This window comes from Kaustia mangrovi, from assembly GCF_015482775.1.
GTDB classification, from domain to species: domain Bacteria; phylum Pseudomonadota; class Alphaproteobacteria; order Rhizobiales; family Im1; genus Kaustia; species Kaustia mangrovi.
The window spans coordinates 2,442,700-2,455,533 of the sequence record NZ_CP058214.1 but is presented as its reverse complement, the minus strand read 5'-3'; the positions used below and the strand labels follow the sequence as shown (position 1 = coordinate 2,455,533).

Here is a 12,834-nt window from a genome sequence, read left to right as displayed (position 1 = left end):
ACCGCTCATTATGAGGATGCAAGGGGTGGGCGGCAACGGGGCCGGCCTTGAGACTTTTGTCGCGGGGGCGTGCGGGGCGCATGGCGGTCAGTCCGGCCCGGCCTGCGACAGGCGCCAGACGCGGGTCCGCTTGACATCGGTGTCCTCCAGCTCGCGGCAGCCGGCGATCCGGTATTCGGCGACGGCGTCGAGGCGCTCCCGCGGCAAATAGCTGCGCCCCGGATCGCCGATCAGGGCGGGGCGTGCGCGGGCGGCATGATCGTCGAGCCAGCGCAGGACGCGGCGGGCGAGCGGGGCCTCGTAGAACAGATCGCCGATGAGCGCGACGTCGAAGGGCGCGTCGCCGTCCGGCGGCTCGCTCAGCCAGTCGCGCGAGGATGCCGTCACGCTGACGCCATTGGCCCTGGCATTCAGCCTGATCGCGACGCGGGCGAAGGGGTCGATATCGGCGGCGATGGCGACCGTCGCGCCGGCCTTCGCCGCGGCGATGGCGACGAGGCCCGAACCTGCGCCCAGATCGAGCACGCGCCGGCCCCGCACGGTCTCGGGCGTGTCGAGCACATAGCGCGCGAGCGCCTGTCCGCCGGCCCAGGCGAAGGCCCAGAAGGGCGGCGGCAGGCCGATCTCGCCGAGCTCCTCCTCCGTCTTGCCCCACAGGGGCAGCGCCTCGTGGGCGAGGTGGAGGGAAATCTCCGGGGCATGGGAGACGGGCTGCAGGCGCGTATTGGCCGCCACGAACCCTTCCAGCTCGCAGGCGCGGCGCCAGTGAAGCGGGTAGTGCCTGTCGGCGGCGGCATCGGCGGACATCGGGCGTTCCGGGGCGAAGGGGTGCGGGTCAGTCTATCTCGTCTGGAAAATGCGTCATCACCGAGCGGATCGGATTGGGCGCGGCCTGGCCGAGCCCGCAGATGGACGCGTCCATCATGGCGCGGGACAGCTCCTCCAGCAATGCGACATCCCATTCCGGCGTCTGCATGAGCGCCACCGCCTTCTCGCAGCCGACCCGGCAGGGCGTGCACTGGCCGCAGGATTCGTCCCTGAAGAACTTCAGCAGGTTCACCGCCACCGCCTTCATGTCGTCCCTGTCGGACAGGACGACGACGGCATGGCTGCCGACGAAGCTGTCGAACTTCTCCAGCGCCCCGAAATCGAGCGACAGATCGCCCATGGAGGCCGGCAGGATGCCGCCCGACGCACCGCCGGGCAGATAGGCCTTGAATGTGTGACCCTCCGCCATGCCGCCGCAATGCTCCTCGATCAGCTCGCGCACGCTGATGCCGGCGGGGGCGAGCTTGACGCCGGGCTCCTTCACCCGGCCGGAGACGGAATAGGAGCGCAGGCCCTTCGCCTCGCCCTTGCCCTGGCCCGCGAACCAGCCGGCCCCATTCTCCAGTATGGCCGGGATCCAGTAGACCGTCTCCACATTGTGGACCAGCGTCGGCCGGTCGAAGAGGCCGATCTGGGCGACATAGGGCGGGCGGTGGCGGGGCAGGCCGCGCTTGCCCTCGATCGATTCGATCATCGCGGATTCCTCGCCGCATATATAGGCGCCCGCGCCGCGCCGCAGCCGGATATAGCCGGGCTCGGCGAGCCCCTCCGCCTCGAGCCGCGCGATCTCGTCGAGGAGGATGCGCCGGACGGCGGGATACTCGTCGCGCAGATAGATATAGGCGGCCTCGGCCTCCACGCCCCAGGCGGCGATCAGCATGCCCTCGAGGAACCGGTGCGGCCTCGTCTCCAGGTAATGGCGGTCCTTGAAGGTGCCGGGCTCGCCCTCGTCGGCATTGATGCACAGATAGCGCGGCCCCGCCTCGGCGCGCACGAACTGCCATTTGCGCCCCGAGGGGAAGCCCGCGCCGCCGAGCCCGCGCAGGCCGGCGTCGAGCAGCGTGTCGGCGACGGTGTCGGGCGTCCAGCGACCGGCCCGGCAGGCCTCGAGCATCCCGTAGCCGCCCTCGGCCCGGTAGGCCGCGTAGTCCTGATAGTCGGGGATGGCGGGCGTGACGTCGCGCGCCGCGGCCATGTCCAGAAGGCCGTCGGCGGTGACCGCGTCGACATAGTTGCCGCCGACCGCCGCGGCGGGCGCGCACTGGCAGCGGCCCATGCAGGGCGCGTGGACGACGCGCACATCCTCCGGCGCGCGGTCCCTGAGCTCCGCGATGAGCGCGTCCGACCCGGCGAGCGCGCAGGACAGGCTGTCGCAGACGCGGATCGTGACGGGCGCTGGCGGGGTCTCGCCCTCCTTCACCACGTCGAAATGGTGATAGAAGGTCGCGACCTCGAAGACCTCCGCCTGCGGCAGGCGCATCTCGTGGGCGAGCGCGGCCAGGTCTGCGGCGGAGATATGGCCCGCCGTGTCCTGGATCAGGTGGAGGTGCTCGATCAGGAGATCGCGGTCGCGCGGCCGGTCGCCGAGCAGCGCGCGGATACGGTCCAGCGCGTCCGGGTCGATCTGGCGGCCCTTCGGAAACGGTCTGCCCTTGCGCCGTCCGAACTGGCGGCCGGGGCGGATCGGGTCGGCGGGCTGGCGGTCGGCATGGGTCATGGCAAATCCCGGATCGTTTCCTGCCTGTTGTCGATGGGGCACGTCGCGCACCGGAGCGGGCCTGTCCCGTTTCGTGCGCCCCACATGGTCGGCAAAGAGGCTTTCTCTGGCCTTCTGCCTGCGGCATGTTACAGGACAGAATCGTCCCTTGGAGTCTTTCTAAGTCAACCGGCGCCGGAGCGAAATCGCAGGCGGTGCGAAAAACCGGGCGGGCCGGGACAGCCGCAGGCAATGGAGACAGCCCGATATGGCGAGCGATGAGAATATCCTCGATGTCAGGGGACTTCTGTGTCCGCTGCCCGTGCTCAAGGCGCGCAAGCGGCTCGGCGCTCTGCCGCCGGGTGCCGTCCTGCGCGTCGAGGCGACCGACCCCGCCTCGGTGATCGACGTCCCGCATTTCTGCAGCGAGAGCGGACACGAGCTCCTCGACCAGTCGGAGGAGGACGGGGTCTTCACCTTCCGGATCCGACGGTCGTGACGAGACCGCTCTGGGTCCCCGTCTTGCCGCGCTTTCGAACCGGAAAAGCGATGTCCACTGTTCCTGAAAGCCCCTAGCGCCCGCCGCCGGGCCTGAGCGACAGGGTCATGTCGCGGAAGGCGGCGCCGCCGTCGGTGAGGCGGTCGGTGAAGGCCTCCAGCAGGCCCTCGATCTGGCTCTTCTCCACGTCGCGGGTGATGCAGACGAGCCGGGTCAGGCGCGCGCCGTCGCCGGGCCATTGGCCAAGCCGGATCGGCGGGTGGAAGACATGCTGGACGGCATGGATCACCACCGGCCGCTCCGGCTCCTCTTCCAGAAGCACGATCCCCTTGAGCCGGAGCAGGCCGTTGCCGTGCTGCAGCCGCAGGAGCTCCATGAACAGCTCCAGGCTCGTCGCCCTGATCGGCTGGTCGGTCGTTATGCAGAAGGCACGGATATGCTCGTCATGCCGGTTGGGGTCGTGGCCATGGTCGTGCTCGTGCTCGTGCTCGTGATGGCCGTTGCCGTCATAGGCTTCCGCGGCGAGCCAGCGCACGACATCCGGGGTCTTCGCCTCCGGGTCGTAGAGGCCGGCGTCGAAGAGGCGGTCGGCAACGGCCTCGCCCCGGGCGGCGTCGAGCATGGGAGCGGCCGGATTGAGCTCGCGCAGGCGGGCCTTCAGGGCGTCGAGCCCGTCTGAGCCGCCCTCGCCGAGGAGGTCCGTCTTGGTCAGCACCAGCCGGTCGGCCATGGCGGCCTGCTTGACCGCCTCGGCATGGGCGTCGAGCGTCGCCATGCCGTTGACCGCATCGACCACGGTCACCACGCTCGCGAGGCGATAGCGGTAGACGAGGTAATTGTGGTTCATGATGGTGTGGAGCACGGGCGCGGGGTCGGCGAGCCCGGTCGTCTCGATCACCACGCGGGAGAAATGCCTGATCTCGCCGGCGTCGCGCCGGGCGACGAGATCCTCCAGCGTGCGGATGAGATCGCCGCTGATCGTGCAGCACAGGCACCCGCTCGACATCTCCACGATGTCCTCGTTCGCCGTCTCCACCAGGAGATGGTCGATGCCGACCTCGCCGAACTCGTTGATGATGAGCGCGGTGTCGGCCATGCCCTCGTCGGCGACGAGGCGGTTGAGCAGCGTGGTCTTGCCGGCGCCGAGGAACCCGGTGAGGACCGAGAGCGGTATGGGCGTGCGGTCGGCGGGGCCGGATCGGGCAGCAGGCATCGGGCTTGTCTCTCCAGTGGTCTTCGTGTCGCGGGCGGACGTCTCAGGCGGCGCCCCTGGAGCAAGCTGCGTCCCATTGGATGCAGACAGCTTGCTCGAATATGTCAGGAGCGATTGACCTTTCTACACTCAGCTATCGACCTCGGTGCAGGTTGATCTGGCGGCGATGCGCGCCTTGCCCGGCTGCCGGATACGCCCGGCGATCACGATGGCGGCGATCACCAGCCCGCCTCCGACATATTGGTTCGCGGTCAGGGCTTCGCCAAGAATTACGGCAGCCGCGAGCGTGGAGACAACAGGCTCCAGGTTGAAAAAGGGCGCGACGGAGGAGGCCTGCGCATGGCGAAGCGAGCGCATGAGGCTGAAATAGGCGCAGACATAGGCCACGCCGACCACGAGAAGGGCCAGATGGCCGGCGGAGGGGGCGGGGCCCGAGCCGGCAAGCCCGAAGGTGCCGCCATTCAGCCAGAGCGCGGCGGCGAGCATGACCGGCGCCACCAGCATGTGCACCCAGAAGGCGAAGACGGTCTCGGGGATGGTGCGGGCCAGCGAGCGGCCGGAGAAGGACTGCGCCACCGCCGCGAGGCTCGCCAGCATGGCCAGCGCGATGCCGCGCCAGTCGAGATCGCCGAAGGACGGGCCGATGGCGAGCGCGAGGCCGGAAAAGGCGAGAAGGCTGACCGCGATGCGCGCGATCCCGACACGGTGGCCCTCCATGAGCGGCGCCACGAGCAGGATGATGACGGGAAAGGTGAAGAAGACGATCGCCGCGAGCCCCACCGGAATGAACTGGACGGCGGACAGATAGCCGGCCGACAGGCAGCCGCTCGCCAGGGCGAGCACGGCGATATTGGGCCGCAGCGCGCGCGGAACCCTCATGGGCAGGGCGAGTGCGAAGGAGACCGCGCCGAAGGCGGCCAGCGCCGTCGCAGACCGGAACAGCACCGAGGTGATGGCCGGGATGCCATGCTCGAACGCCATGCGGGCGAAGGGGGTGTTCACGCCGAAGAAGACCGCCGCGAGCAGGGCGAAGACAACACCGCGACCGAAACGCTCGTCCATCCGGCACTCCCTTCCCGGGCGGCTCGGAACCGAACGGTCCGGTCCGCTCAGCGCCCGCTCGGGCTCGTCGTCTCTATGGTCTGGCCGCCGCCGCCCTCGCCCGACGGCGCGATCACGACCGTCTGCTCGGTCTCCTCGTCGCTGTTGGCGATCTGTGCCAGCCCGTCGGGCGAGATCACGTCGCAATAGGCGCCGTACTGCCCAAGCGTGTCGCACAGGGTGCGGCTCTGTTCGGCGTCGAGATGGTCGACGAGCGCCAGATAGTCGCCCGTCCGGGGCAGACGCGTGACGACGCTGCGCCCGCCATAGAAGACATAGCGCGTCGCGGTGAGCTGGCGGGCGAGCAGCCCGGTCACCTCGTCGAGCGAGGAATCGCGCCCGAGAACTGCCGCCCATCCCTTGAGATGCTTGGCCGGCGTCGGCTGGAGCGTGGCCTCGCGCTTGCACACATCGACCGCCATGTCCTCCGGCGCCCTGGCCGACAGGCCGTCGCCGGCGATCTGCCGGACGGTCTGCCCGCTGCCGCCCGGATTGGCGAAGCCGCGCTCCAGAAGCGCCTCGGCGCGCTCGTTGCGGTCCTTGCCGCTGTCGGCGCCGAGCACCACGGCGACGAGCCGGCGGCCATTGCGGGTCGCGGAGGCCACCAGATTATAGCCGGAATTGCAGATGAAGCCGGTCTTCATGCCGTCGGCGCCCTTCATCTCGCGCAGGAGGCCGTTGCGGTTGCGGTAGTGCTTCTCGCCGATCTTGAGATAGGGCTCGGCGAAATAATGGAGCTGGTCCGGGAAGGTGCGGATGATCGCCCGGGTAAGGATGGCGAGGTCGCGGGCGGTCGTGACCTGACGGACATCGGGCAGCCCGTGGGGATTGGCGTAATAGGTCCCCGTCATGCCGAGCTTGCGGGCGGCGGCGTTCATCAGCGCCACGAAGCGGGCCTCCGATCCGCCGACCGTCTCTGCCAGCGCCATGGCGATGTCGTTGGCGGAGCGCACGAGCAGCGCCGTGAGCGCGAAGTCGAGGCTCACCGCGCCGCCGACCGGAATGCCGATCTTGCTCGGCGGCTCGGCATGGGCGCGCTCGGAGATGACGATCCGCGCATCCTTGTCGAGGATTCCCTGCTCGATGGCGGCGAAGGTCAGATAGGCGGTCATGAGCTTCGTCAGCGAGGCGGGGTACCACGGGGCGGTGGCGTCTTCCGCCTCCAGCACGCGCCCGTCGGCGGCGTCGAAGACGAGGCTCGGGCCGGCTTCCGCCCGGGGTGCGGCCAGGACCGCGAGGCCCACGATTGCAAGAAGGGCGAGAAGCCTTCGCGGATGCACGGTTGACCCCTTGGCTGACAGATCCATGAGACCGCCGCGAGGACAGATCCCATGGCGGCGCGCCTCATCTAGGTATCACCGGGTGTCGTGCGGGATCAACTCCGCAAGTGGCCGGTGGCTGTGGAGAGGACGGGTCCGGCCCGATGGGACACGGACCCGGTTCGGCTCATTGTGCGCCGGATGCCGGTTCGGCCTGGCCCGACAGGCTGTGGCGGCTTGCGAAGCCGTCGAGGAAGGCGGCGAGGTTGGCGCCGAGATCGTCGCACAGATAGCCGCCCTCCTGGACGATTACGGTCGGCAGGCCGAGCCCGGCGATGCGGTCCGCGATCCTGGAGAAGCCCGGCGTGGTGACGCTCAGCCCCCCGAAGGGATCGCCCTCGAAGGCGTCGAGCCCCAGCGCCACCACCAGCGCGCCGGGCGCGAAGGAGCGGATGCGGGCGAGCGCCTTGTCGAGGGCGGCCAGATAGTCCTCGTCGCCGGAGCGGCGCGGCAGGGGCAGGTTGTAGTTGTAGCCGAGCCCCCGGCCCTCGCCGCGCTCGTCGGCATGGCCCCAGAAGAAGGGATAGAAGCGCACGGGATCGGCGTGGATCGACACGGTGAGGATGTCGTCGCGGCGGTAGAACATGCCTTGCGTACCGTTGCCGTGATGGAGATCGACATCGAGGATCGCGACGCGGTCATGGGCGGCGCGCAGCATCTGCGCGGCGACGCCGGAATTGTTCACGAAGCAGAAGCCGCCCGCCATGTCGGCATAGGCGTGATGGCCGGGCGGGCGCGACAGGCCGTAGACCGCCGCCTCGCCGTCGAGCACCAGGCGTGCGGCATGGGCGGCGGTGTTGGCGCTCCAGCGGATGGAGTCCCAGCTGTCCGGCCCGATGGGGCAGGCGGTATCGGCCATGTGGTAGCCGGCCTGGCCCACGGCGGAGGCCGGATAGGCGCCGTCGCGCCGGTCGGGATGGATGTTCGGCACGACCTCCGCGGAGGCGTCCGGAATGCGCTGCCAGCGCGGATAGATGTGCTCCAGGAACTGGAGATATTCGGGCGTGTGGACGGCGGCGAGGGGGGCGAGCCCCGCATCCGGCGGTGCGACCTCCTCAAGCCCCATGTCGCGCGCCGCGCCGAGCAGGCGGTCGACGCGCTCGGGCACTTCCGGATTGGGCTGTTGCGCGCCGCTCACCAGGAAGGTGTTCGGATAATGGCGCTTCTGGATGTCCTTGTAGATGACTTTCATTGGTTTCCCGGTTTGTTTCACGACCGATCGGTGCGAACCCCCTCACCCTCCCATCGCTTTCGCGATGGGCCCCTCCCTCTCCCGCGAGGGGAGAGGGGAACTCCAGGCGGGTGCGCCAAGCGAACCCTCTCCCCTTGCGGGAGAGGGTGGCGCCGAAGGCGCCGGGTGAGAGGGTGTGACTCTCAACCCCCTCAAAACGCCACGCGGTCGCCGCCCTTGAGGCCGAGCATGGCGCGGGCCTCCTCCGGGGTGGCGATCTCGAGCGACAGGTCTTGCGCGATGCGCCGGATCTTCCCGACCTGCTCGGCATTGGAGCGGGCGAGCGTTCCGCGCGAGATATAGAGGCTGTCCTCCAGCCCCACGCGCACATTGCCGCCGAGCGCGAGCGCTGTCGAGGCGAGCGTCATCTGGTGGCGTCCGGCGCCGAGCACGGAGAAGGCGTAATCGGAGCCGAACAGCCGGTCGGCGGTGCGCTTCATGAACACCAGATTGTCGGCGTCCGCGCCCGCCCCGCCGAGCACGCCGAGGACGAACTGGATGAAGAGCGGCGGCTCCACGAGGCCGCGGTCCAGCATATGGGCGAGATTGTAGAGATGGCCGAGATCGTAGCACTCGAACTCGAAGCGCGCGCCGCGCTCGCGGCCGAGTTTGCGGAGTATTTCCTCGATGTCCTTGAAGGTGTTCTTGAAGACGAAGTCGCGCGAGGCCTCCAGATAGTCCGGCTCCCAGGCGTGCGTCCAGTCGCGGGGACGGTCGAGGGCGGGGAACAGGCCGAAATTCATCGAGCCCATATTGAGCGAGCACATTTCCGGCTCCGCCCTGATCGCGCCGGCGATGCGCTCGTCCACCGTCATCGCCGCCGAACCGCCGGTGGTGATGTTCACCACCGCGTCGGTCGCCTGCTTGATGCGCGGCAGGAAGGCCATGAAGATATCGGGGTCGGGCGAGGGCCGGCCGTCCTTCGGGTCGCGGGCGTGGAGATGCAGGATCGCCGCGCCGGCCTCGGCCGCCGCGATGGCCTGATCGGCGATCTCGTCGGGCGTCACGGGCAGGTGCGGGCTCATGGAGGGGGTGTGGATCGAGCCGGTGACGGCGCAGGTGATGATGATCTTGGACATGTCGGTCCCCGTCCTCAGCCATTGCCCCTGGGCAGCTTTGCGGCCTCGGCGAATTCGTCGAGGCTCGCGGTGAGCATGTCCATGATCTCGCCGACCTGCGCGGCGGTGGCGATCATGGGCGGGCAGACCATGAAATGGTCGCCCTTGCGGCCGCCGCGCGTGCGCCGTGAATAGATGATGAGGCCCTTGCCATAGGCGATCTCCACAAGCCGGTTATGGGCGTCGTGCCCGACCGGCAGCGGCTCCATCGTGTCGCGGTCGGCCACCAGCTCGAAGGCGAGCATCAGCCCCTTGCCGCGAACGTCGCCGATGAAGGGATAGCGCGCCATGAGCCCCTTTAGCTCGGCTTCGAGCAGGCCGCCGATGCGCTCCGCATTGCCCATGAGGTCGTTGTCGAGCACCTCGCCGAGCACGGCGAGCCCCGCCGCGCAGGCGAGCGGGTTGCCGGCATAGGTGTGGCCGTGGACGAAGCCGCCGGCATCGAGCACGGGTTCGACGAGGCGCCGGTCGGCGACCATGGCGCCAAGCGGCACGTAGCCCGCCGCGAAGCCCTTGGACAGCGTCACGATGTCGGGTTTCACCCCCCAATGCTCGGAGGCCAGGAAGCGGCCGGTGCGGCCCGCCCCGCTCATCACCTCGTCATGGATGAGGAGGATGCCGTAGCGGTCGCAGATCTCGCGGATGCGGGCATAGTAGCTGTCGGGTGCGACGAGCGCCCCGGTCGAGGCGCCGCCGACCGGCTCCATGATGAAGGCGAGCACGGTTTCCGGCCCCTGCCGCTCGATCTCGTCGGCCAGCATGTCGGCATAGCGCAGGCCCCGCTCCTCGGGTGTGAGGCTGTCGCGGTCGAGATAGCAGGTCGGCGCGGGGATCTTCGGCATGTCGCGCAGCATGGGCGCGAAGGGCGCACTCATCAGCGCCATGCCGGTGACGGCGAGCGCGCCGAGCGTGCCGCCGTGATAGGAGGGATAGCGCGAGACGACCTTCCAGCGCTGGGCCTGGCCGGTGGCCACGGCATATTGCCGGGCGAGCTTCAGCGCGCTCTCCACCGCCTCCGATCCGCCGGAGACGAAGAACACCTTGTCGAGACCCTCCGGCATGAGCTCCGCCGTCGCCGCGGCGAGGCGTTCGGCCGGCTCGTTCTCGAAATGGAGACGATAGGCGAAGGTCGCCTTCTCCATCTGCCGGCGCATGGCCTCGAGCACGCGCGGATTGGAGTGGCCGATATTGGCGACCATGGCGCCGGACGAGCCATCGAGATAGCGCTTGCCGGCGCGGTCCCAGATATAGATGCCCTCCGCCCGGTCGATGGGCGGGCGGCGCTTGCGGGTCTGGTAGAACAGGTGGCTTTCGCCGTCCGGGCCGCGGGCGCCGGAGAACGCATGCTGTGTGGTCATTGACGACTCGCTACTGACGGGCGGGAAGCAGAACGCAGTCCTTTGCGCGGATATGCACCGAGACCGGCGCGCCCTCCGCGAAGGGATGATCCTCGATATTGTTGATCGCCTGGAGCTGGCGACCGTTCACGGTGACGAAATAGCGCGCCGACTGGCCCTGATAGTCGACCGTGTCGACGGTGCCGGACAGGCGAGCGCCGTCGGGGGCCGCCGCCTCCTCGGGCGGGGCGAGGCGCAGCTTTTCCGCCCTGATGACGAGGTGGAGCGCATGCGCGCCATTGACACCCGTCGCGCGGGTTTCCAGCACCGGGACGGCGCCGAGATCCTCCGCATCGACCGTGATCACGCCGTTCTCCCGGGCGCTCACCTGCGCCGGCACGATGTTGGAGTTGCCGAGGAAGCGGGCGACGAACTCGGACGCCGGTTTGTTATAGACCTCCTCCGGCGCGCCGACCTGCTCCACGCGGCCCTCGCTCATCACCACGATGCGGTCGGACATGGCGAGCGCCTCCGACTGGTCGTGGGTGACGAAGATGGTGGTGATGCCGAGCCTGTCCTGGATGCGCTTGAGCTCCACGCGCATGTCCTCGCGCAGGTTTGCGTCCAGCGCCGACAGCGGCTCGTCGAGGAGCAGCACGTCGGGCTGGATGACGATGGCGCGGGCGAGCGCGATCCTCTGCTGCTGGCCGCCGGACAGCTCGTGGGGATAGCGGTCTGCCAGCTGGGGCAGCTGGACGAGATCGAGCGCCGATCTCACCCGGTCCGCGATCTCCGCCTTGGCGACATTGCGGTATTTGAGCCCGAAGGCGATATTGTCGAAGATCCGCTTGTGCGGGAAGAGCGCGTAGTTCTGGAAGACGAGCCCCAGATTGCGCTTGTGGATCGGCATGTCGTTGACCCGCCGGTCCTTTACCAGGATGTCGCCCTCGGTGGTGTCGAGCAGCCCCGCGATCATGCGCAAGGTGGTGGTCTTGCCGCAGCCCGACGGCCCGAGGAAGGTCACGAAGGAGCCCTCCTCGATGGCGAGGTCCATGGCATGCACGGCGGTGAAGTCGCCGAAGCGCTTGACCACCCCCTTCAGCTCGACGGCGTTCTGTGTCCCGCTCATCGGTTTCGACCCCTGTCCTTCCTGCACCTCTCACGCCCCCTCACCCGGCGCCTTGCGGCGCCACCCTCTCCCGCGAGGGGAGAGGGTTCTCCTGTCGATCCGCTTTCCTTCCCCTCTCCCCTCGCGGGAGAGGGAGGGACCCATCGCATTCAGGCGATGGGAGGGTGAGGGGGATCGAGCCGCGCGACGCGGGCACCGCGCCCCTTCGCTCAGTACCCCTTGGCCACCCGGCCATACTGCTTCGACCACTCCGCCTCGTGGCTGTTCCAGTAGCCGGGATCGAAGAAGTTGAGCTCCTTCAGCGTGCCGGTCGGGTCGAAGGCCGGCAGGCTCGCGACCTCCTCGCCGAGGTCCACCTTCTTCGGGTCGAGCGCCGGCGGGTATTTCTGGCCCTCCGCCACGGCGATGGCGACCTCCGGCTCGAGCATGAAGTTCAGGAGCTCCTCGCAGGCCGCCATCGGGCTGCCCTTGAGCACGAACAGGCATTCCTGCCAGGCAAGGCCGCCGGGCGGGTCGAGATAGCCGATGTCGTGGCCCTGGTCCTGAAGCGCGCGCACGCGGCCCGACCACGCCTCGGTGACGTAGATCTCCTCCTCCGCGAGCAGGCTCATGAGCTCCGCGCCGGAGCTCCAGTATTTGAGCACGAGATCGCGATTGGTGCGGATCGCCTCCCACACGGCGTCCATGTCCTCGATCTTGTTGGGATCCTGGTCGGTCTGGAGCGCGCCGTACCAGATGCGCGTCTTCCACTCGCCCCAGCCGCCGATCTTGCCCTTGTACTTCTCGTCGATGAGGATCTTGGCGCCCTTCTCCTTCATCTCCTCGTCGGAGATGTGCTTGCGGTTATAGGCGATCCCCGTGGTGCCGTAATCGTAGGGCACCGCCGACAGCTTGCCGTCGCTGGTCTTGGCGAGCACGTCGACCAGCGCGGGAATGACATTGGCGAGATTGGGAATGTTGTCGCGGTCGAGCGACGAGCCGAGATCGAGGTTCCAGTAGCGCACATAGTCGAAGACGCCGGACAGGTGGGCGATGTTGTATTCGCCCGGCTGGCCCGCCTTGACGCGCGCGAGATATTCGTCGGCGCCGCCGAAGGTGCCGTCGACGACCTTGATGCCGGTCTTTTTGGTATAGGGCTCGAAGGCATATTCGCGGAATGCCTCGGAGACGACCCCGCCCCAGCCGTCGAAGCGGACCTCCGACGGCGTGGCCGCGAGCGCCCGGCGGGTGAACGGGCCGCCCGCGACGCCGGCGGCGAGGCCCGCCGCGCCGAGGAGCGCGAGGAAGCCGCGCCGGTCGATATCGCCGTTGCGATAGCGCTCGAGCAATCGTTGATAGCGTGTCGTGTCGTCCATTGTCTCAA

At 68.7% G+C, this 12,834-nt stretch carries 11 protein-coding genes; 1 reads left to right on the top strand and 10 read right to left on the bottom strand.

Translation table 11 applies throughout. The annotated features are described in order from the left end of the window. Positions 1 to 87: 87 nt before the first annotated feature. Both HW532_RS11360 and HW532_RS11355 read right to left on the bottom strand, forming a co-directional pair. A complete protein-coding gene (locus HW532_RS11360) occupies positions 88 to 807 on the bottom strand; it encodes a class I SAM-dependent methyltransferase (RefSeq protein ID WP_213160591.1) in 720 nt (239 codons plus the stop codon). A gap of 28 nt (positions 808 to 835) precedes the next feature. Further along, positions 836 to 2,545, bottom strand: a complete 1,710-nt coding sequence (locus HW532_RS11355; RefSeq protein ID WP_213160590.1) for an NAD(P)H-dependent oxidoreductase subunit E — start codon at positions 2,543 to 2,545, stop codon at positions 836 to 838. Between the two features lie 247 nt (positions 2,546 to 2,792). Here HW532_RS11355 and HW532_RS11350 point away from each other — a divergent pair, with 247 nt between their 5' ends. Continuing rightward, the gene (locus HW532_RS11350; RefSeq protein WP_213160589.1) at positions 2,793 to 3,023 is read left to right on the top strand and encodes a sulfurtransferase TusA family protein; all 231 of its coding nucleotides are present in this window, start codon (positions 2,793 to 2,795) and stop codon (positions 3,021 to 3,023) included. A 73-nt stretch (positions 3,024 to 3,096) separates the two neighbouring features. Here HW532_RS11350 and HW532_RS11345 read toward each other — a convergent pair whose 3' ends face one another. The 8 genes from HW532_RS11345 to HW532_RS11310 form a co-directional block, all read right to left on the bottom strand. Then, entirely contained in the window at positions 3,097 to 4,236 is a 1,140-nt protein-coding gene (locus HW532_RS11345) for a CobW family GTP-binding protein (RefSeq protein ID WP_213160588.1), read from the bottom strand. A 129-nt stretch (positions 4,237 to 4,365) separates the two neighbouring features. Next, entirely contained in the window at positions 4,366 to 5,298 is a 933-nt protein-coding gene (locus tag HW532_RS11340; RefSeq protein WP_213160587.1) for a DMT family transporter, read from the bottom strand. Between the two features lie 47 nt (positions 5,299 to 5,345). After that, positions 5,346 to 6,617, bottom strand: coding sequence for a D-alanyl-D-alanine carboxypeptidase family protein (locus tag HW532_RS11335; RefSeq protein ID WP_213160586.1), 1,272 nt, complete (start codon positions 6,615 to 6,617; stop codon positions 5,346 to 5,348). 166 nt (positions 6,618 to 6,783) lie between these two features. Further along, on the bottom strand, positions 6,784 to 7,848 hold the full coding sequence (locus HW532_RS11330; RefSeq protein WP_213160585.1) for a histone deacetylase family protein: 1,065 nt from the start codon (positions 7,846 to 7,848) through the stop codon (positions 6,784 to 6,786). A 191-nt stretch (positions 7,849 to 8,039) separates the two neighbouring features. Further along, positions 8,040 to 8,966: a 3,5-dioxohexanoate:acetyl-CoA acetone transferase gene (kce, locus tag HW532_RS11325; protein ID WP_213160584.1), complete on the bottom strand. Its 927-nt coding sequence runs from the start codon at positions 8,964 to 8,966 to the stop codon at positions 8,040 to 8,042. A gap of 14 nt (positions 8,967 to 8,980) precedes the next feature. Beyond that, a complete protein-coding gene (locus tag HW532_RS11320; protein WP_213160583.1) occupies positions 8,981 to 10,363 on the bottom strand; it encodes an aminotransferase family protein in 1,383 nt (460 codons plus the stop codon). A 10-nt stretch (positions 10,364 to 10,373) separates the two neighbouring features. After that, entirely contained in the window at positions 10,374 to 11,471 is a 1,098-nt protein-coding gene (locus HW532_RS11315) for an ABC transporter ATP-binding protein (RefSeq protein WP_213160582.1), read from the bottom strand. Between the two features lie 209 nt (positions 11,472 to 11,680). After that, positions 11,681 to 12,826 (bottom strand): extracellular solute-binding protein, encoded by a 1,146-nt coding sequence (locus HW532_RS11310; RefSeq protein WP_213160581.1) that lies wholly within the window; start codon positions 12,824 to 12,826, stop codon positions 11,681 to 11,683. Between the last annotated feature and the right edge of the window lie 8 nt (positions 12,827 to 12,834).